Origin of the sequence: Caldanaerobacter subterraneus subsp. tengcongensis MB4 (assembly GCF_000007085.1) — a bacterium.
GTDB classification, from domain to species: domain Bacteria; phylum Bacillota; class Thermoanaerobacteria; order Thermoanaerobacterales; family Thermoanaerobacteraceae; genus Thermoanaerobacter; species Thermoanaerobacter subterraneus.
Genome location: NC_003869.1, coordinates 742,081 through 762,069, shown reverse-complemented (window position 1 = coordinate 762,069; position 19,989 = coordinate 742,081). Strand labels below are relative to the sequence as shown.

Sequence of the window (19,989 nt, the reverse complement as noted above, 5' to 3'; positions counted from 1 at the left end):
TATCTACCTCACTCCATCCCTATTCTTAATGCTACAGACAAAGCAGCATAATCTCCTATTTTATTCCCAAGTTTAGAAGGTTCTATTTTACATACACCTGCAGAAATTTCTAATGCCTCTCTTTTTATGACTTCTTCTACTATTTTTCTAAACAAACTTTCATTTTTTGTAAAAATAGTTCCCAAAATAATCTTTTCTGGATTTAGTATGTCAATCAAAATTGAAAGAGCTAAACCTAAATATTCAGCGCTTATCTTAATAATTTCTAAAGCAACTTTATCCCCTTTTTGTGCTGCAACAGCCACATCTTCGGCAGTAATTTTTGAAAGCATATCAAACGAAGGACAAAATTCTACTGATTCACCATTAGCCAATCTTTTCGAAATTTCTATTTGAGCTAGACGCGCAATTCCTCCTCCACTGCAAAATCCTTCAAAGGAACCTTTCTTGCCATAACCGACAGGACCATCTTTTGCTAATCTTATATGTCCTACCTCTCCAGCCATCCCATTGGTGCCTCTGTACAATTTACCATCAAGAATAAGACCCGCTCCCATGCCAGTCCCAAATGTTAAGAAAATTAAATTTTTACACCCCACCCCTGAACCAAAATTCCATTCAGCAACAGCGCCAGCATTTGCATCGTTTTCCAAATATACAGGAACATTAAATTCATTGGATAATATATCAACAATCGGAATCTCGTCCCATCCTGGAAGGTTAGGCGGCGATAATATAATGCCTTTTTCTAGGTCCAAAGGTCCTCCTGAACTAATTCCTATACTTTTTACTTCTTCAAGTGTTATGTTATGGTTTTGCAGTACATCTTTAATTGTTTGAATCATTTTGTTTATCATTTTCATTGGTTGTTTGTCAAATTCTTTGGTAGAATATTCAATTCTATCTATAATGTTAACTTCGGTATCTCCCAAAATAACTGCTGTTTTTGTACCCCCTATATCAATTCCTACTATATATTTTGACTTTTGGTCATTTTTTTCTAAATTATGATTTTTCATTTGCAACTCCTCCTGTAGGTCTCATTATATTTTGTTGATACGTAATGATAATTCAAGATACCACTTTATTACTTACATACAAACAACCACATGACTCCCTAAACTTTAATTCCACAGGAATAATAATTTCTTTTTCTTTAATAAACTCATTTTTAGTAATCTGTTTAAATAAAAGCTCGGCAGCATATTCTCCCATTTTATATGGATCCTGTGCAACAGCAGTCAAGTATGGCCTTAAAACATCTCCACTTTCGAAATCATCAAATCCTACAACCGCAATATCCCTTGGAACCTCCAAAGAATATTTTTTAGTAGCTTTAATAGCACCTAAAGTCATTACGTGGTTACATCCAAAAATAGCTTGAGGCTTATTAGAAAAGAGAACTTTTTCAATAGCTTTACACCCGTCTTCAATTGTCCTATTTCCTTCAATTACCCGTACTTTCAAATTTGCCTCTTCCATTGCTTTTTTATAGCCTTCAAACCTCTCTCCTACAGGGTCAATGTCTAACTCTGTAGCTAAAAACACTATACTCCTATATCCATGAACTTCAATTAAATGTTTTGTCAATAAATAAGCTCCTTCTTCGTTGTTTACTTTTACTACAATACCGTCCCAGTCCTTTGGCTTTCTATCTACAAACACCATGGGAATTAACCCAGCATGTTTTTTCAAATAGCTTTGCGAACCCGGAGCAGGAATAATAATTATACCTTCCACTTGTTTTTCAATAAAAAATTGATAATACATCTTTTCTTTTTCAATATTTTCATCAGAATTAGCAAAGATTATATTATAATGATTTTTAATAGCCACATTTTCTATGCCTTTCATTACATTGCCAAAAAAGCTATTTGCAATATCTGAAATTATGACTCCAATAGTATAAGTCCTTTTTATACGCAAGCTTTTTGCCAGAGCATTAGGCCTATAACCTAATTTCTCGATAGCATCTAAAACTTTCTTTTTGGTTGTTTCCGTCACTTCAGAAGAATCATTTATCACTCGTGATACAGTTTTTATGGAAACACCTGCATATTCTGCAACATCTTTAATAGTAGGAGAAGATTTTTGTTTTTTCATACCGTCACCCTATTTCAGCTGTAATATTAGGTAAAACGTTAGACAAATTTAGTCTCGATATTTATAGAAAATAATTGAATTAATTACTTTTTATTCTATGCATTTAGTGAAATTTCACAATTTTACATAGGCTTTTTTATGTATTTACTTTCTTGTAAGGACTTTTTGAACATATATTTTTACCATCGTTGTCATTTGTCTTAATAAATAATATTCTCCATAAAATAAAAAAATCCTTCTTTTTATAATAAATTTTTTATGAAAATTTAATGAAAACCGCTTGAAATTTTTTCAAGCGGTTTAAATCTTAAACACCTTCACAGCTTCTTCTAGTTCTAATGCCACCTCTTCTAAGTTTTTCGCAGCGCTCTTTAAGTCTTCTACTGCTGAGAGCTGTTCTTCAGTGGAGGCGCTCACTTCCTCTGTCGCAGCAGCTGTTTCTTCTGAAATCGCGGAAATGTTCTCCATTGAAGCGACTATTTCGTCTTTCTTTTCCTGCATTAGGTTCATGAGAGAATTTATTTCATCTATCCTTTTAGTCACATTGTTTATGAAATCTTCAAATTCTGCAAAAGCAGTTTGAGTCCCTTTTACCGCTTCGTTTTGTCTTACAATGCTTTGATCTGCGTTTTGCATAGCTTCTACAGCGAGATTTATTGCACTATGCATTTCCTCAATTATTTCTTTTATTCGGCTCGTAGATTCAGCCGACTGCTGGGCTAATTTTTTTACCTCTTCTGCTACAACAGCAAATCCTCTGCCTGCTTCACCTGCTCTGGCTGCTTCTATTGCTGCATTCAATGAAAGAAGATTTGTCTTATCAGCAATTTCTTCTATTACAGAAGTGATGGCAGTAATTTCTCTAGAACTTTCTTTGATTTTTCTGACTGTTTCAAACACATAAATTGCTGCTTTATTCATCTCTTCTGAACTTTCTCTCAAAGCCTCCAGTTTTTCCAATCCCTTTGACTTAACGTCATCAGCTTTTTCTGAATACAGCCTAACCTCTTGTGTAGTTTTTAAAACCTTATCTATATCCTGTCCAAATTCAGAAACCTTTTGCACACTAGCTGATATTTCTTGAGCTTGGTCATTTGCTCCTTTTGCTATGTCTTCCACAGCTTTCGCTACGTCTTCAACAGCACTGACAGTATTATCACTTATCTCTTTAAAATTCTTTGAAGCCTCTATCAAATAGCTGCTCGACTCTTTAACCCTTTTGGCAATCGCCTTTAACTTACTTACTGTCTCGTTGTACTCCTGCTCCAGGATTCCAAATTCATCGTTTCTCTTCACATTCACAGACGAAGTTAAATCCCCTTCTCTAAGCTTTGACATCGCTCCCATGACTTCATAAATAGGCCGCGTAAAACTTTTTGCGAAAAGATATGCTGCCAAAAGCGCAACAACGGAAAACACTATAATTATACCTACAAAACTTCTGTTAATCTTTGAAACAGCAGAAAGATAATCAGATTTATTCACAACTCCTACTATTTTCCATCCGGTTATAGGGTTTGTGTCAAAAATTATTACGCTATCTGCACCCTCGAATTTAGACTCTAAATTCCCTTCTTTACTCTTCATAATTTGCTGCCCTATGGCTTGTTTACTTAAATCCGCTCCCATCAACTTTTTACTAGAATCCACAAACACTATCCCATTTTTGTCCACTAAAAAAATCATGCCTTTTTGACCAATTTTTACATTCTTCAAAAGATTCTCTATCCCGTACAAATTTAAATCCATCCCCACAACTCCTACTGCTTCATTTGTAAGGGGGTTTATAACAGCTTGGGACACAGAAATGGCATAATTCCCTGTAACTTCATCTTTATATGCATCAGTCCAAAAGGGATTCCCCTTTGCCTCAACAGCGCCTTTATACCATGGTCTGGAAGTGGGGTCAAAATCAGGGTTTAAGTCCACATGAGGAAAAGTGTAAATTTTTTTATCCGCCGTTCCGTAATACACCAAAGAAGCATTAGGAGTCATGTTCTTTAAATTGATCAATATACTATTTACTTTGTCACTGTTATCCTCTTGAGACGTTCCAGCTGACAACAGGTTGTAATCACTTTTCGCAAAGTAACTTAGCTTGCTAGCAGTATTATCAAGATAAAGAGTTATTTCCTGATTTACAGCAGACACACTATTTAATAAATTATTCAAAGTTAAATTAGTAATCTCCTGAGAAGAAAACCTGTAGGATATATACCCGCTCAAAACCAGAGAAATAATCACAATTAAGACAATAACTAAACTGAGCTTTGTCTGTACCCTGTAAAATCCAATTGCTTTCTTCGTCAACTTTTATTACCTCCTGCAATTTTAATCTACGTCTTTTATATCGTCCTTTTTTGCGAAAAAGTTTAATTTTAGATAGTTTTTTTAAAAAATTCAAAGGCATAGACAAAAAAGGCAATAAGAGCTAAACCAAGAGCTAAAATCATTAAAAAAAGGTTGTAGGGCCATCTAAAAAGAGAAAAAATTATGGCAACGTAAAACAAAAAGGTTGCTGCCTTTCCATAAGCATTAGCCGGTATGGCAATTTTTTGCTTGCGGTAGAGAAAAGCTGCTCCTACTATCATGGCAAGTTCCTTTACTGCTAGAACTCCTATTATGAAAAAAGGAATAAAACCTTTAAGCCATAGACTCGTCAAAACAGTGAGCACCATAAGCTTGTCCGCAAGGGGATCTAACAAAGTCCCAAGCTTAGTCACCTGATTAAAATGCCTGGCAATGTATCCATCCAAAACATCTGTAATGCCGGAGAGTATAAAAATAATTGCTGCATACACATTTCCTTCTGTCATGTAAAAAAAAGCATATACAAAACCGGGTATTAACAAAAATCTTACTAAAGTTAAAATATTTGGTATATTCATCAAGACACCCCTTGCAAATTAAAACTTTTACAAAAGTAAAAGACCCTTATCGGGCCGCATTGAGACTTAACGTATTATTATCAAGAGCCACCTTAAAGCTATATCCATCTTCCTCTTTCTTAAAATCCTCAACCTTGTTAAAGCATTTTGCAAAGATGATATTCTTTGTGTGAACTTCAATATCTTTTAAATTGTACTTCAAAGCCGTCCTTTTAAGAAGCAGGTCTACTATTTCTTGAGCAGTATCCATTTCTATATTTTCCTTCTTTTCAATGTAAATATACATGCTACTTCTTTTCTGCTGCCAGTCGATATCGTAAAGAACGCAGAAGCCTAATTTTTCACCTCCTTCTGTCTCCAAAACAAACATCTTGCGGTTTTTTCCAAAAGGTATATTCAAGACATTGTCTTTCTTTCTCGATATTTTAAACAAATCAATTAAAAATTTAACAACATTGACATCCTGCAACCAAAGTGAAAAAGCTTTTTTATCTTTCTTTTCTAAATCTTTTATCAGCACTTTTCCATTTTCTCTCATATCCACACCACCTATCTATATTTTTATATATTCTTTATAAACTTCAAAAATCCTGCTAAAGGATAGAAAATAATTTTCGACAAATAATAAAAACAAAAAAGAGGGCTAGAACCCTCTTATCTGTCAAAAACTAAATAAATTTTCTCCTAGAATTACTGTATTGGCGGCATACTTCTCATCATTTCAGAAAAAACTCCTGCAAATACGCTTCCCAAGAATATGGCCATAAGTATTGCAATCACTATCCCGACTATCACAGGCATAAAAAAGACCAAGGCAGCATTTCCAGTGCTCAACTTATAGTTCTCCTTCATTGCTAAAATGTTCAAAAAGGCAATCCATATGAAAATTCCCAAAGATACAGTTATTCCAAGAAGTACTCCTCCAATTCCCCCCATAAACTTCATCAAAAACGGGGAAATCAGTGCAGAAAAGATGCTCGGAAGCACTGCAAAACATACTGCCGAATAAAGTCCCTTAGCAGTACCTAAAACCACTGCTTCTCCTTCTTCCTTCTCCTCCCTCCAGTACATTTCTCCACCTAAGACCTCAGCCAAAAAATGATATATTGCTGCGTAGATAAAATACAGTATCGGGTTTAGAAAAATGCTACCAAACACTATAAAGCCAAAAAACAAATTATTAAGCCTTGGAGCATGAGAGAATCCAGGCCCTGGTTGAATCGGCTGACCAGATATACCCACCTTAAAAGCCAGCACTGAGGACAAGAGGCTTACAATTATTAAGACTATTATCCCCTCCCACACAGGCTTCTTTCTCACTATATCCGCCATTGTCTCCCTTGGTTGAAAAAATACGCCATAAATTCTTTCAAAGAAATTCACTGTACGTAACCCCCTATCCTAAATTTGTTAAATTTAAACTCCATTATCTACATTTTACCACAAGTTTTATTAAATTTGTGTTAAAATTTTTTTAAACTGAAGGAAATTAGGTTTTTCTGGTGAATTATATATATTGAGGTGATAAGATGCAAGCAGAAATATTAAAAGCCATACAGACTATATCAAATCCCTTTTTAGACTATTTTTTTATAATACTTACAATGCTTGGAAGCTCCGGCTTTTACTTTATCTTTATTCCCATTTTCTACTGGTGCATTGACAAAAGGTTGGGATTAAAACTTGGACTTATTTTAATAGCCTCTATCTACATAAACACTGTCATAAAAGAAGTGACAAAAATTTCCCGCCCCATAGGATATCCCGGGATACGATCAATATTCACTCAATCTGCCGGAGGTTATTCTTTCCCGAGCGGCCACGCACAGGGTTCTGCTACTTTCTGGGGGACTTTAATGGTTCACTATAACAAAAAATGGCTATGGTATTTGGGAAGTCTTGTGGTAATCCTAGTATCTTTTTCGAGAATGTATTTAGGAGTGCACTGGCCTATAGACATAGCTGGAGGTATTTTGATAGCCTTCTTGATAGTAGTATTGGGTGAATTAATTTATAGCATTCTAAGAGAGAACCCTTTGAAATTTCCACTTTATTTGAAAATACTGCTTTCAATTGTAGTCCCTGTTATATTTGTATGTATTTTCCCGCATAAGGATATATATGAGCACATGGGACTTATAGCTGGAGTTTTGACAGGTTACTTTGTAGACAAAGAAAAATTTGATTTTACTACTCATGGAACTTTTTCTAAACAGGTAACAAAATTTTTAATAGGAGTTGCCGTATTTTTTGCTTTAAAAGAGGGGTTAAAATTTATTATGCCTTATGAAAATGCGTTTAACTTTTTAAGGTATAGCCTTTGTGGAGTTTGGCTTTCTCTAGGAGCGCCTTATACATTTTTCCTCCTTAAGCTAAACGACAAAAAAATCGCATAAAATTAAAAGCCTCCACCAAAAGTGGAGGCTTAACCAATTTTAGCCATACTCTTTGTGTGTTTGTCTGCAACCTTAGAGGCGCCACAGGAAGCTGGTTTTACCTGTGCCTCAAATCCGCATCCCAACACCATATTTACAACCTCTTTTATTATGTCCCTAGTCTTCCCATTTTCACCTACGTCCAAGTGAATCTGTATATTTATGTTCTTGTCAGCTTCGACAAGCTTCTCAAAGAGGTAATTAGCCACTTCAATGCTGTAGGTTGCTTCCATGAAAATCCTCTGTTTTAAAGTCAAGGATTTTTTATTATAAAATTTCCTGTAATAGTACCGCGCACCTTTACCCACTCTGTATATGATGACAGCCGTCACAAAGCAGATGGAATTGCCCGGCTGTGAGTCAGTTCCTACCATCAACCGGTAATCCGCTTGCCGGTCTCCTTCGACAAAATCCATGATGTCTTCAAACATTTGATCTATATGCATTTTTCCTTTGGTTGGACTAATGAAATACAACTGCCCCATCTCCTTTAATTGCAGATTTGCTATCAAAATTTGCAATATTTAATTTTAATTATACACTATTTTTGTTAAAATGCTATTAAGGAAACGTAAAATTTTTTCGCATTTTAAAGTTTTTTATTAAATCTCAGAAATAGCTTTTATAATCTTTACCAACTTTGCAATTTTTAAGATTTCTTATGAAATCACTTCTCTTTCTGCAGAATTTCTTTAACCTGCTTTTCTAGCTCAGGAATTTCCTTTAGAATAGTTTCCCAGATGATCCTATAGTTCACGCCAAAATATTCGTGGATGAGTTTATCCCTCATACCCGCTATTTCCTTCCATGGCACTTTAGAATGTTTTTCTCTAAATTCCTTTGGCAAATTTTTAACTGCTTCGCCTATTATCTCAAGGCTTCTTACAAAAGCTCTTGTAAGAACAGGGTCTTTAACAAAGTCTTCAAAGCTTATTCCTTTGACCCTTTCTATAAGAAATTCACATTCCTGTAAAATATGTTCAAGATATGGTCTTGGTGTTTTCATACAATCACAACCTCTTTTATATACTGTTTTATAAATGGACTTATGCTTTCCTCAGTAAGAAGATCCACCCTTACACCTAAGAATTTTTCCAATTCCTCCTGAATTTTTATGAATTCAATAAAAGTAGGAATCTCTTCAAAATCCACTATTATGTCTATGTCGCTTGTCTCTTTTTGCTCTCCTCTCACATACGAACCAAAAACTCTTATTTGTTTAATTTTGTGCCTTTCTTTTAGCTCTTCCTTGTGTTCTTTTAGAACTTTAATTATTTCAGTTAAAGTCTTCACTTTTATCACCCATTCTTTTCTTAATGCTTAAGGAAGTAATATATTAAATCTCGTTAAACAATCAATTTCGTCACAAAAAGCACCAACTCCGCTGCAGGCAGGAAAATGAGCTGTGCAATCAATGTGCCTAAAATTTTGCCAAAAACGAGCAGGACAACCATGCTGTCCACATCTTTCAATGTCTTTTTCCCATTCATAGCTAAGTCAGTAATCAAAGCTGCTACCGGGTCTACAACTACAGTAAACAAAATTGTTGCAAAACCGTTTATAATGCCAGAGAGCTGACTTGCCGTAATCCTGTACTCTGGAATTATAGCTCCAGCGTAAAGGGAAGAAATTACTCCTGTTGTGTATATAGATGTGATTATCACGTTGTATATTAAAAAAGTTTTTGGTATGTCTGCTTTAAAAACACCTTTTAACATAGAAAGCCTTGGAATCACAATTTTTTTCTTAATTTTTTTGAGGTTGCTCCACCTGAAACCCCGCAATATTAACCTTGGAACCGTACCTGCTCCTTCCATTCCGTTTATTGCAACGGTAAATATGGAAACAAAAGTCGGCATTAAAGGAGCTGCCATCAGAGCACCCAATGTTGCAGAAAAAAGCACCACTCTCATGTCATTTTGCAAAAGGTCAACCTTTTCCATCTTTATCGCCATGTCCACAATGCTTCCAAGAAAAGGTGCCTGAATCATGTTAGAAAGCCTAGATATCACAGCCATTATATTAAAAAGCGATAAAGCAACTGCAAGCTTTTTTGTCCTGACACCTGAGGGCCTGATAGAATAAGAAAGGGTGTCAATAAAATGAATTATCATCGTAAAAAAAGCAACTATCAAAAGCCTTTTTATATCTATCATCTATCCCCATCCATTCCCTCTTTAAATTCCCCTATAATTATAGTTTACAATGCCTTTTTTTTCAACATTTATCTTTTGCCAAACTTTGTGATATAATTTATTTCGATGGAGGGGTACAAATGGCACAAAAACAATACAACAAATGGATTATACTATCTGCAGTAGTCATAGGAAGCATAATGGGCCCAATTGATGGAAGTGTTGTAAATCTTGCAATGCCCGAATTCACAAAAATTTTTCACACAAACATAACTACAGTAAGCTGGGTTTCCATGATATATCTCCTTGTTGTAAGCAGTTTAATGATGACATTTGGAAGGCTTGGAGACATACTAGGTTACAAAAAATTATATGAATATGGCCTTTTGACATTTTCTATCTCTTCTTTAATACTGAGTCTTTCTGCAAACATATATATGCTGATAATAATGAGAGCTATTCAAGCAGTAGGCGCAGCTATGCTCATGTCAATGTCTTCTGCAATAATCACCTCTGTATTTCCACCAAATGAAAGGGGTAAGGCATTAGGCATTAACGCCATGGCAATTTCAATAGGCCTTGCAATTGGACCTACTCTGGGAGGTTTTCTCTTAAAATATTTGGGTTGGCCTTCTATATTTTACATAAACGTACCTATTGGTGTAATTGGCTACATTTGGGCCCATACAGTTGTACCTGAAAACAAAGGAGTGCCAGAAAAATTTGACCCATATGGTTCCACCTACTTTTTTATGTTTTTAGCAAGCCTTTTGCTTTTTATATCAGAAGGTGGAACATGGGGCTGGTATTCAGTGCCAAGCATTTTTTCTTTCGCAGCTTTTTTAGTATTTCTCATACTCTTCATCCGTACAGAAAACAAGGTTGAATTCCCTATGTTTGATTTCTCACTTTTTAAAATAAGGTCTTTCACCTTTGGAATCACAAGTACCCTTTTAAACTTTATGGCCCAGTACACGATGACCTTTTTAACCCCTTTTCTTCTGAAACATCTGGGCTACTCTACTGAAAAAGCAGGCATAATTATGACCTCCTTCCCTGCAATGATGTTTATTGTAGCTCCTTTAAGCGGAATTCTAGCCGATATGTATGGAGCCCAAATCCTCTCAACTATCGGCGCATTAATTTCGGCTCTGGCTCTCTTTTTAATGGCTACTCTCACAGAAAAATCGTCCATGTTTGATATCATGTGGCGTCTTGCTATATTTGGAATAGGAAATGCCATTTTCCAAACTCCTAACAACAGCGCGGTAATGGGAAGCACTCCTAAAAATAGACTAGGTATAGCTTCTGCCTCCCTTGCCACGATGAGAAATGTAGGAATGGTAATTGGAATCGCTGTAGCCGGTGCAATTTTCACCAACAGGTTAAAAGCCTATCAAGCTTTTAACTTGCCCTATAACATTTCATTTATGAGGGCAATTAAAGAAGCATACATAGTTGCAGGAATTTTTTCTGTAATCTGCGCCTTTACTTCTCTTGTCAGAGACAATATCAAAATACAAAGAAAGGATTGATTTTTATGGAAGTGACTTTGGCTATTGTAAAGCCGGATGGAGTAAAGAGGGGTCTTATAGGGGAAATACTGAAAAGATATGAAAACAAGGGGTTAAGGCTTAAAGCCGCAAAAGTAGTCACACCTTCAATTGAACTTCTGGAAAAACACTATGAGGAGCACAAAGGAAAGCCTTTTTTTAAGCCTTTGATAGAGTACATGTCTTCAGGTCCCGTTTTTGCAATGGTCCTTGAAGGAGAGAACGCTGTAAAACTGGTGAGAATGATAAACGGAGCGACAAAAGTGGAAGATGCTCTCCCTGGCACTATACGAGGAGACTTTGCTTCCAGCACCACTTACAATGTGGTGCACGGTTCAGACAGTGTGGAATCTGCAAAAAGAGAAATAGCATTATGGTTTCCTGAACTCATCCTTTAAAATTAAAAGCTGTGGCAAATTTTTTCTTCCTGCCACAGCTTTTAATTTACTCTTCTTTTCTCAAATGAGGGATTATGTAGGCTGTGTAAAGATTGTTGAAGACAAATTCTATAGATGAGAAAAATACCACGACCAGCCAATCATAAGCATCAAGAGGCACTGTTTTGAAAATCACACCCAGAGGCTTTATGTAAACCGTGGATAAAAAAATCAAGAAAGAGCTTAACACTGCCAGCACCAGATAGGGATTGGTGAAAAAACCTAGTTCAAAAATCAAATGTCTTTCAGACCTACATTCAAAAGCGTGTATCATCTCAACAGTAACCAGTGTAGCAAAAGCAATAGTCCTGGCTTTTTCAAGGCCAGCGTATCCCAGTGCAAACACATATGCCCCTACAGTGCTTATTCCTATTAAAACCCCAACTATGAATATCCTCAATCCCAATCCCCTTGAAAAAACGCTCTCATTTGCATCTCTTGGCTTCATCCTCATTATGTCCTTTTCAGGCGGGTCAAGACCTAAAGCCAGAGCAGGGAGCCCATCTGTAACAAGATTTACCATCAATATCTGTATGGGTACAAGAGGCAGTTTCAAAGACATAAGGGCTGCAAAAAACATTGTCAAAACTTCTCCGAAATTGCATGAAAGCAAAAAGCGTATAAATTTCTTTATATTGTCATAAATTATTCTTCCTTCTTCAACAGCTGCAACAATAGTGGCAAAATTATCATCCAATAAAATCATAGAAGAAGCTTCCTTTGCAACCTCTGTCCCTCCTTTGCCCATAGCAATTCCAATATCCGCCTCTTTCAGAGCCGGAGCGTCATTGACCCCATCTCCTGTCATAGCAACAGTAAACCCTCTATTTTTAAGAGCCCTTACAATTCTGTACTTATGCTTAGGAGTCACCCTAGCATAAACACTTACATTTGTGCAGGTTTTCTCTAACTCCTTGTCAGTCATCTCATCTAAATCTTTGCCTGTAATAACTCTTTCCCCTTCTCCCAGTATGTTAAGTTCTTTCGCTATAGCAGTCGCTGTAACTTTATGGTCTCCCGTTATCATGACAGGTTTTATCCCTGCCATCTTGCACTTTAAAACCGCATCGTATACCTCTTTTCTTGGAGGGTCTATCATACCTTCTAGCCCTACAAAAACCAGATTCCTTTCTACAAATTCAGCAATAATCGGAGATTTAGGAGGAAGTTTCTTATAGGCAAAAGCTAAAACTCTCAAAGCCTCTTTCCCAAAAGATTCATTAACATCCAGCACCCTCTTTTTGTCAAAAGGCGTCAAAGGAACTTCCTTTCCGTTTACATATTTGAAACTACAAAGTTCCAATATGACATCTGGAGCCCCTTTTGTATAAGCGTATTTCTCCCCATCTATTTCCACAATTACAGTCATTCTCTTTCTCTCCGAATCAAAAGGAATTTCCTCAATTCTCTTTATCTTATTCAAAAAATCCTGTGAAATGCCTGATTTTAACGAAAAAGAAAAAATAGCAGCCTCAGTAGGGTCTCCTATGTACTTATCCTCTTCTAACACTTCTCTTCCTATCTTTATGCTTTCTTTTTTGATCTTTACATTGTTGCACAAAGCTCCTATTTCTAACATCTTTCTTAAAGCACTTCTAGATATATTTTTCTTTTTAATTAACTCCTCATTTTCTTTCCCTCTCACATCAAAAACTTCTTCATCGCAAAACACCTTTGTAACAGTCATTTTATTCTCTGTCAAAGTGCCGGTTTTATCTGTGCAAATCACATTTGTGCAACCCAGAGTTTCCACCGCTGGCAGTTTTCTTATCAAAGCATTTCTCTTAAGCATCCTCTGCACGCCAATCGCTAGAGAAATTGTAACAACAGCAGGAAGCCCTTCCGGTATTGCCGCTACCGCAAGGCTCACTCCTGACAAAAACATGTAGTAAATAGGTTCCCCTCTTATTATCCCCATCACCGTGACAACGCCGCATATAAAAAGCGCTAAAACTACCAACACTTTTCCTAGCTTGTTAAGCCTTTTTTGTAAAGGAGTTTCTTCCCCTTCAATCTCCTTCATCATCCCAGCGATTTTACCCATCTCTGTCTGCATGCCAGTTGCAGTGACAACTGCTTTCCCCTTGCCTTTTGTCACCACTGTACCCATATATACCATGTTGCGGCTTTCAACTACTGTCCTATTCAGATTCAAAGGTGCTTCTTTATGGACAGGCACTGATTCCCCTGTCAGAATTGATTCATCAACTTCTAAATTATGAGCTTCTATTAAAAGAGCATCGGCCGGAACCTTATCTCCTGCTCCCAGAAGTATTACATCGTCTATGACAATCTGTGAAGCTTCTACCTCTTTCTCCTCCCCATCTCTTAAAACTTTTGCTGAAGGAGCAGCAAGTTTTTTTAGGGCTTCTAGCGACTTTTCTGTCTTATACTCCTGAACAAAACCCAAAATCGCATTCAAGATGACAATTACAGTTATAGTCAAGGCATCTGCCAGCTCTCCCATAAGGGTCGAAATCAAAGTGGCAGCCAAAAGCACCATCACCATAAAGTCCTGAAACTGGTTTAAAAAAATTTGAATAGGACTTATTCTGCCACCTTCCTCTAAAACATTTGGACCGTACTTTAAAAGCCTTTTCTGCGCTTCTTGAGAAGTCAGCCCTTTAAAATTTATCTTGTCTAAATAATAGATTGTCTGTTGCGAAGTACCTTTTGCCATCCCAATCCCCCTTCTTCAAAACTTCTCATTCCTTAAATAAAATATGAGGGCAAGTTAAAAAACATGCCCTCATTCTTCCTTCAAGCTGTGCCATCCATCCCGCGCAAGCTCCACTATCATGGTATGCCTTGACCTTTCAGGGTGATGTATAACCTTATTATACCATTTCAAGGCTTCTTCCTTGTTCCCTAACATCCTGTTAAGCTCGCCAATCATGTATATTAGAAGTATTTCTTCCTCATATACATCTGAACCGCTGTAGGCTTTTACATAGGAATCCAGTGCGTGTTTCAAATACTTTTCCTCATTAGCCTTATCCCCTAAAATTCTATATATCCACGCAATTCTAAGACACGTCTTTGCAAATACTATGGGCTTGTCCTCTTTTATTTGAGAACAATACAAGGACAATAGGTAAGCCTCTAAAGCTTTCTGTGGAGTTCTTTCTCCCGAAAATTCTCTTTTCACCCATTTTTCACTAACTAAAGATAAAATTTTTTCTCTCTTGTCATTAGTTATTTTTTCAAACTCCGACTCCAAAGCAGCATAGCCGCAATTTGGACATACAATTACTTCATAGAAAAAAGGATTGATGTCATCTTTATACTTTGTGTAAAAATCCCTCCCTCTTTCTTCCACTTTTAGCTGAGAAGTTCTCACCCTGGTATATGTAAATTCCTGCTTGCAGACTGGGCACACCGTTTTTTTGTCGTATAAATATTTATTAGCCAATTTCACCCCTCCGCTCTTTTTTCTCTCAACAAATATTTTAGCACAATTGTCTACATTTTTCGACAGTTATTTATCTTACAGATAGTGTCAAGATACTGTAGGATTTTTTTAAGACAACCCCTGAAACTTAATTAATTCAGGGCTTCGTTTTATCATGTTCTTTATATAACTTGTGCATATTTTAATGCTCTTAAAACCCTATATATTGGCGTTACTTTCCCTATATTCAAAACCGTAATATTGTTTATTTTTTCATTTGTAGACGTTTTAACTCTCCTTACTGCCTCTTTTATTTGCTTCTCTGTTAATTTGTAACTTCCTGCATTTATATTCTTTTTCTTGCCCCACTCTACTTCTCTTAAGTCTCCTCCATTCTTGCTAAATACCCTTAATTTCGCCATTAACTTTAATCCTTCTCTGCTCCACCCTAATGGATTCCTGCTAAGTCTTGCAGAAAATACATGGCTTATATGCCCTTCTGCACTGCACCCTATTACATCTTCGTCTTCACTGTATATCTTTATCCCTTCCCAATTGTTTAGTATGTATCTCTTCGCTTCCTTTATCTTTTCTTTTTCTTTCTCTTCTTTTGCTATCTTTATTAACTCACCAAATATTTTCTTCACTCCTTCTTTATCCCCTTCATTTATTGCTCTCCATATCTTATCCCTATACTTTGGCTCTTTTGATGTTGCTTTTAATACGTATTTGTTTAAATGATATCTGTCTAACACAAACCTTGATTTTACTATCCATTCTAATCCCTCTTTTATCCATGGTGCTCCATCTCCTGCTATGTATATCTTCTCTATCTTCTCTTCCTTGTAATTTTCTTCTATGTAATTCGCTACATCTATCCATATGTCTTCTGCTTTCTCTCCTACGTATGCCTTGTAATACACATTCTTCAGTACGTTCCTTCCGTTTTTCTCTTCCCTACCTTCATGTATGTATATCAATCGCGGTGTTTCACTGCTGCCATCTTGTAAAGGTACATGGTCTTCATCTGCTTCTATGTATAAAACCCTTACTTCCTTCTTCTCTTTTATTTCTCTCTTCACCTCTACTTCTCCTATTTCCCTTATTGCGTTTAATACCGTCTGTTTACTTATTTTCTCTGGACATGCTTTCTCGCTACTTTTCTCGTATGATTCTTCTATCGCATTTTCTACTAACTTTATTTTTACTCCCTTTTCTATCCTCTCGTGCCGTCCTATCTCTAATGCATCATCCACTAAATATGTATATCTACCATCCTCCCTTGATTTGTAATATGTCCTCTCATATTCAATATCCCCAAGGACTGTCGTTAATCTCTTTTTATCTTTCCTCTCTACTACCCATTTTTCTTTCCTTCTCTTGTCTTCTTTTATTATCCTATCTAACTCCTCAATAATTGCTTCTATTGCCTCTCTACCTAGTTTGTCCGTAAGTTCTTTTATCCTTGCTACAAGCTCTGTAATATTCATTCCATTCTTTAATAAATCCTCAAAAACATTCATCATTTCCCTAGTGAAATTTAGAGCATTTTGTAGTATAATATCCTCAAAAATATGTTTTTTCACAAGAGACACCCCTTTCGTGTTTTTTGTTTTCCACAATCTATTTTATCACAGGGGTTGTCTCTTGTTTTTTCACTTTAAAAATCCTACGATAATTTTACACTATGTATCTTACACGTTATGCTCAAAAGCAGTATAATTCCCCCGTACCCAGCGATAGGATAAAGATAGTGAACAAGATTGGCAAAGCCAACTCTACTTGAAATCAGTGCAATTCCCCCTGCAATTATTGTAAAAGTATGAAATCTTTTTGAATCCGATGTTACAAATCTTACAACAAAGCCATAAAGATTCCCAACAGCTGTTGTATATATTTCTCCAATCAAAATTAAAGTGTACACAAACTTAAAAAAAGGTGAAATTCTGCTGGCTATGTAAAGCATAGGTACTTCGAAGAAAAAAGAAACAGGGACTTTTATGAGAGCAAAAAACATCAAAAAGCTCATCATGCCAAGTCCTATCCCGCCTAATAAAGCCCCTTTTCTAATGCCTTCGATATTTTCTACTTCACTACCAAGAGGGATAAGCACGGCTGCTGCCGTAAGGAGATTATAGGAAGCGTATAAAATTGCAGACAAAATAAAATTTTTTACAGGTGGCTTAATTTCTGGAGTAAAGAAATTTTCATAAATTTCTCCTGGAAGATAAAATATTGCTAAAATACTTAAAACAATGACTGCTGTCAAAAGCAAGGGCACAACAGAAGAAACCGCAGAAATCACACCTTCCATTCCCCTTATAACTGTAAGAACAGCCAGTACTGCCATTATCAAACTCCCAAGAAAATAAGGAAGGCAGTATTGCTCCTTAAATATCGCTCCAGCCCCCGCTATCATTGCAGACAAGGCCCCAAAAAGGAAAAAAGCTATGACAATGTCAATAACTTTTCCAATGATAGGCCCTGCAATTTCAAAAACTACTCTTTTGTAAGAAGAAGCTCTAAAGCAATTCCCCAAAAACAAAATAGCATTGCCATAAAATACAAAAAGGAGAGTAACAATCAAAAGTCCCAATATTCCCTTTTTGCCGTGATACACAAAAAACTGCAGTATCTCCTGTCCTGATGCAAACCCTGCTCCCACAACTGTCCCTATGTAAGTGGCAGCAATTTTATAAGAAGATATGCTATTTTTTCTCAAAAAAATCCCGCCTTTCCTTTATTAATATATAGGCGGGCAAAAGAAATTATTCTTCACTTTTCGCAAAATGCTTCTCAGTAGGTTCTGTCTTCTCCCAATACTCCATAAAAAATGCAACAAATACTCCAATCATTCCTGGTTACCCAAACTGTACAAAACTGTACAGTTTAGATAGCTGGGTTATTTGTAGTCCGCCTTTCAGGCTTTCCCAGCCCCAGCAGGCGGTATTTGGGAAAGCCATAGCCCCTGCCCCAAGAAGCAGGAACTCACGCCATTACGGGTCTCCCCACTTACCCTGAATTAATAATTCCTTCAGGGTAGAGAAGTCTCTTGGTACCTTCTCAGGAGAGAGTGGCGTTACCACCGCTACCTTGAGAACTCGCCAGAAATCATAGGTACTAAAACTTGTTCCATACAGAGGTTTTAGCACCCTTTCTGGCTCACTCTCAAGGCTTTGCAAAAATTTTATCGCTTTATTTATTTCCCTTAAATGCTTTTTCTTTAAATGCTTATTTCTAACTGTTTTCTTTACATGTTCTTTTAATTCTTCTAATTCTTCTACAGTCAATGCGTTGAGAAACTTCATATAATTATCTGGTATCTCTTCCTGCAGTCCCAACCCTCTTCTTGCTATTACATAGGCTGCTGATATGTCTTTTGTTATCATATACTGCGGTGCATATTTCAACATCCCTATTATTGAGGTGTAAGAAGGATTGACTTCTATTACTTCTATCCCTTCTCTTTTTGCTAGTGTTTTTATTTTTGAAAGAAGTGATTTATAGCTAAAACTATGCCTTATTCTCCTTGATTTTCTCCCTGAAAAGTCTCCTCTTTTTCCTTTGTCTTTTATTTCTAATTCTTCAATTACTATTGCTTTATTTTTCTTTTTTGCTATTTCTATTATTTCATGAGCATATTGCCATCTGAAGTATTCTCTTTTGTCTTTACTGCCACTTGCAAGCTCTGGCATTGGCATATTCCCATAGCTTATTAGATTCCCTTTTTCATCTACTTCTGTCCATGATATGTTGCCCGGATGTGCGTTTATGTCTATTCCTATAACTCCTTTTTCTTTTGTTATTTTTATTTCTGGATATTCTTCTTCAATAGCAAAATAGGCGTATATATTGCCATTTTTGAGTTTTAATTCTACAGAGTAGGGTATGTTTGATTCTGCAATCTCCTGCAGAAGTTCTTCTCTTCTCTTATTCTTTTTGTAGCCTGCTTCTATTCTGGCATACACATATTTTCTTTCCCCTACATTTATCCTTAAGAAAGTGCCATTTTTTCTTACTTCTATTCTTGTGTTGAGATTTCCTTTTTTGCTTTTATCTCCTCTTGAATAGAGATTTCCTTTTCTCTTCTCCTGCCACCTAATTTTTAATTTTTCATATGCCTTCCCATTTATATGTCGCTTTTGAAGTTTTCCAAACAAGTCTCTTCCTCCAAAAATGACTTTCTTTGGACTCTTACCTAATTCTCTAGCAGATTCTAGTGTGCTTCTTGCTTTCATTATTGCATCATCTACATATCTTGAGTTTAAGTCAAACATCCCCTGAAGGTCTCTTTTTAATGTTTTTCTATCATAACCTTCTAGAAGCCTTTTGTATGCAAATTTCATACATGATGACCATCTTCTCATTAAGTCTAATACTATTTGTTTGTCTTCTTGATTTAGAAAAATAAGTTTAGCCTGTATTACTATCATGCTTTTTGCTCCTTTGTCCGTAAATTCTTGCTGCGAAAGATGTTACTATTGCTATTAAGTCCTCTGCTAGTTCTTTATTTGCATCTTCTTCGTTTTCTTTCCCGTTTAAAACTATAAGCTCCACCCCAAAGCTTTCCATGAAAAATTTGAGATATTCAAAGCCAAATCTCGCTAGTCTATCAGGATATTCTATTACAACTTTTTCAACTTCTCCTCTTTTTATCTTGTTCAAAAGCTTTAATAAACCTCTCCTGTTTTCATTTACCCCACTTGCTATCTCATGTATGACTTCATACTGCCATCCTTGGGAATTAGCGTATTCTTCAAGCCTTCTAATTTGATTCTTAAGATATTCTTCTTGTTTCTTTGTGGACACTCTTGCATACAAAACTACTTTAGGTTTTGGTTTTTCTTCCAGCATACCTAATAACTTCTCTATATCTTCTTTTTTGTATCTTCTTCTTCCTTTTGGTGTTCTAACTGGGGTTATTAATCCTTCCTTTTCCCAGTTTATTAATGTAATTCTGCTTATATCATACAGCTCTTTAACCTTCTTTATAGTTAATAACATTCATCATCACCTAATTAAAATTATATCATTTTTTACTACTAAT

At 36.1% G+C, this 19,989-nt stretch carries 19 protein-coding genes; 3 read left to right on the top strand and 16 right to left on the bottom strand.

Translation table 11 applies throughout. The annotated features are described in order from the left end of the window. Positions 1 to 8 precede the first annotated feature (8 nt). From TTE_RS03640 to TTE_RS03615, 6 genes are all read right to left on the bottom strand, one after another. A complete protein-coding gene (locus tag TTE_RS03640; RefSeq protein ID WP_011025158.1) occupies positions 9 to 1,019 on the bottom strand; it encodes an ROK family protein in 1,011 nt (336 codons plus the stop codon). A gap of 52 nt (positions 1,020 to 1,071) precedes the next feature. After that, the gene (locus tag TTE_RS03635; RefSeq protein ID WP_011025157.1) at positions 1,072 to 2,103 is read right to left on the bottom strand and encodes a LacI family DNA-binding transcriptional regulator; all 1,032 of its coding nucleotides are present in this window, start codon (positions 2,101 to 2,103) and stop codon (positions 1,072 to 1,074) included. A gap of 300 nt (positions 2,104 to 2,403) precedes the next feature. After that, complete coding sequence (locus TTE_RS03630) at positions 2,404 to 4,413, bottom strand: methyl-accepting chemotaxis protein (protein WP_011025156.1); 2,010 nt, start codon at positions 4,411 to 4,413, stop codon at positions 2,404 to 2,406. A 68-nt stretch (positions 4,414 to 4,481) separates the two neighbouring features. Beyond that, positions 4,482 to 4,991 carry a CDP-diacylglycerol--glycerol-3-phosphate 3-phosphatidyltransferase gene (pgsA, locus tag TTE_RS03625; RefSeq protein WP_041587115.1) on the bottom strand — a complete coding sequence of 170 codons (510 nt, stop codon included), beginning with the start codon at positions 4,989 to 4,991 and terminating at the stop codon, positions 4,482 to 4,484. Positions 4,992 to 5,037: 46 nt separating this feature from the next. After that, positions 5,038 to 5,529, bottom strand: a complete 492-nt coding sequence (locus TTE_RS03620; protein WP_011025154.1) for a hypothetical protein — start codon at positions 5,527 to 5,529, stop codon at positions 5,038 to 5,040. A 152-nt stretch (positions 5,530 to 5,681) separates the two neighbouring features. Next, entirely contained in the window at positions 5,682 to 6,374 is a 693-nt protein-coding gene (locus TTE_RS03615; RefSeq protein WP_011025153.1) for a Yip1 family protein, read from the bottom strand. A gap of 146 nt (positions 6,375 to 6,520) precedes the next feature. Here TTE_RS03615 and TTE_RS03610 point away from each other — a divergent pair, with 146 nt between their 5' ends. Further along, a complete protein-coding gene (locus TTE_RS03610; protein ID WP_011025152.1) occupies positions 6,521 to 7,387 on the top strand; it encodes a phosphatase PAP2 family protein in 867 nt (288 codons plus the stop codon). Between the two features lie 29 nt (positions 7,388 to 7,416). Here TTE_RS03610 and TTE_RS03605 read toward each other — a convergent pair whose 3' ends face one another. The 4 genes from TTE_RS03605 to TTE_RS03590 all read right to left on the bottom strand — a co-directional run bounded on the left by TTE_RS03605 (position 7,417) and on the right by TTE_RS03590 (position 9,582). Then, positions 7,417 to 7,902: a ribonuclease H-like YkuK family protein gene (locus tag TTE_RS03605; protein WP_011025151.1), complete on the bottom strand. Its 486-nt coding sequence runs from the start codon at positions 7,900 to 7,902 to the stop codon at positions 7,417 to 7,419. A 191-nt stretch (positions 7,903 to 8,093) separates the two neighbouring features. Beyond that, a complete protein-coding gene (locus tag TTE_RS03600) occupies positions 8,094 to 8,432 on the bottom strand; it encodes a HepT-like ribonuclease domain-containing protein (protein WP_011025150.1) in 339 nt (112 codons plus the stop codon). Further along, the gene (locus TTE_RS03595) at positions 8,429 to 8,719 is read right to left on the bottom strand and encodes a nucleotidyltransferase family protein (protein WP_011025149.1); all 291 of its coding nucleotides are present in this window, start codon (positions 8,717 to 8,719) and stop codon (positions 8,429 to 8,431) included. The genes TTE_RS03600 and TTE_RS03595 overlap by 4 nt, the downstream gene beginning before the upstream one ends. Before the next feature lie 53 nt (positions 8,720 to 8,772). Then, positions 8,773 to 9,582: a lipid II flippase Amj family protein gene (locus tag TTE_RS03590; protein ID WP_011025148.1), complete on the bottom strand. Its 810-nt coding sequence runs from the start codon at positions 9,580 to 9,582 to the stop codon at positions 8,773 to 8,775. Between the two features lie 119 nt (positions 9,583 to 9,701). Between TTE_RS03590 and TTE_RS03585 the strand changes: the two genes are divergently transcribed. Together TTE_RS03585 and ndk are read left to right on the top strand one after the other, a co-directional pair. Continuing rightward, a complete protein-coding gene (locus TTE_RS03585) occupies positions 9,702 to 11,096 on the top strand; it encodes an MFS transporter (protein ID WP_011025147.1) in 1,395 nt (464 codons plus the stop codon). 5 nt (positions 11,097 to 11,101) lie between these two features. Beyond that, entirely contained in the window at positions 11,102 to 11,512 is a 411-nt protein-coding gene (gene ndk / locus TTE_RS03580; RefSeq protein WP_041587114.1) for a nucleoside-diphosphate kinase, read from the top strand. A 46-nt stretch (positions 11,513 to 11,558) separates the two neighbouring features. Here ndk and TTE_RS03575 read toward each other — a convergent pair whose 3' ends face one another. The 6 genes from TTE_RS03575 to TTE_RS03550 all read right to left on the bottom strand — a co-directional run bounded on the left by TTE_RS03575 (position 11,559) and on the right by TTE_RS03550 (position 19,946). Beyond that, positions 11,559 to 14,231 (bottom strand): calcium-translocating P-type ATPase, SERCA-type, encoded by a 2,673-nt coding sequence (locus TTE_RS03575; protein ID WP_011025145.1) that lies wholly within the window; start codon positions 14,229 to 14,231, stop codon positions 11,559 to 11,561. Between the two features lie 69 nt (positions 14,232 to 14,300). Then, positions 14,301 to 14,963: a DUF2225 domain-containing protein gene (locus TTE_RS03570; protein ID WP_009611115.1), complete on the bottom strand. Its 663-nt coding sequence runs from the start codon at positions 14,961 to 14,963 to the stop codon at positions 14,301 to 14,303. 161 nt (positions 14,964 to 15,124) lie between these two features. Continuing rightward, the gene (locus TTE_RS03565) at positions 15,125 to 16,528 is read right to left on the bottom strand and encodes an ISLre2-like element ISTte3 family transposase (RefSeq protein WP_011024560.1); all 1,404 of its coding nucleotides are present in this window, start codon (positions 16,526 to 16,528) and stop codon (positions 15,125 to 15,127) included. An 83-nt stretch (positions 16,529 to 16,611) separates the two neighbouring features. Further along, the gene (locus tag TTE_RS03560) at positions 16,612 to 17,664 is read right to left on the bottom strand and encodes a YkvI family membrane protein (RefSeq protein ID WP_011025143.1); all 1,053 of its coding nucleotides are present in this window, start codon (positions 17,662 to 17,664) and stop codon (positions 16,612 to 16,614) included. 274 nt (positions 17,665 to 17,938) lie between these two features. Continuing rightward, complete coding sequence (locus TTE_RS03555; protein ID WP_011025142.1) at positions 17,939 to 19,375, bottom strand: IS200/IS605 family accessory protein TnpB-related protein; 1,437 nt, start codon at positions 19,373 to 19,375, stop codon at positions 17,939 to 17,941. Beyond that, positions 19,356 to 19,946 (bottom strand): IS607 family transposase, encoded by a 591-nt coding sequence (locus tag TTE_RS03550; protein WP_011025141.1) that lies wholly within the window; start codon positions 19,944 to 19,946, stop codon positions 19,356 to 19,358. Before TTE_RS03550 ends, TTE_RS03555 begins: the two co-directional genes overlap by 20 nt. Positions 19,947 to 19,989: the final 43 nt, after the last annotated feature.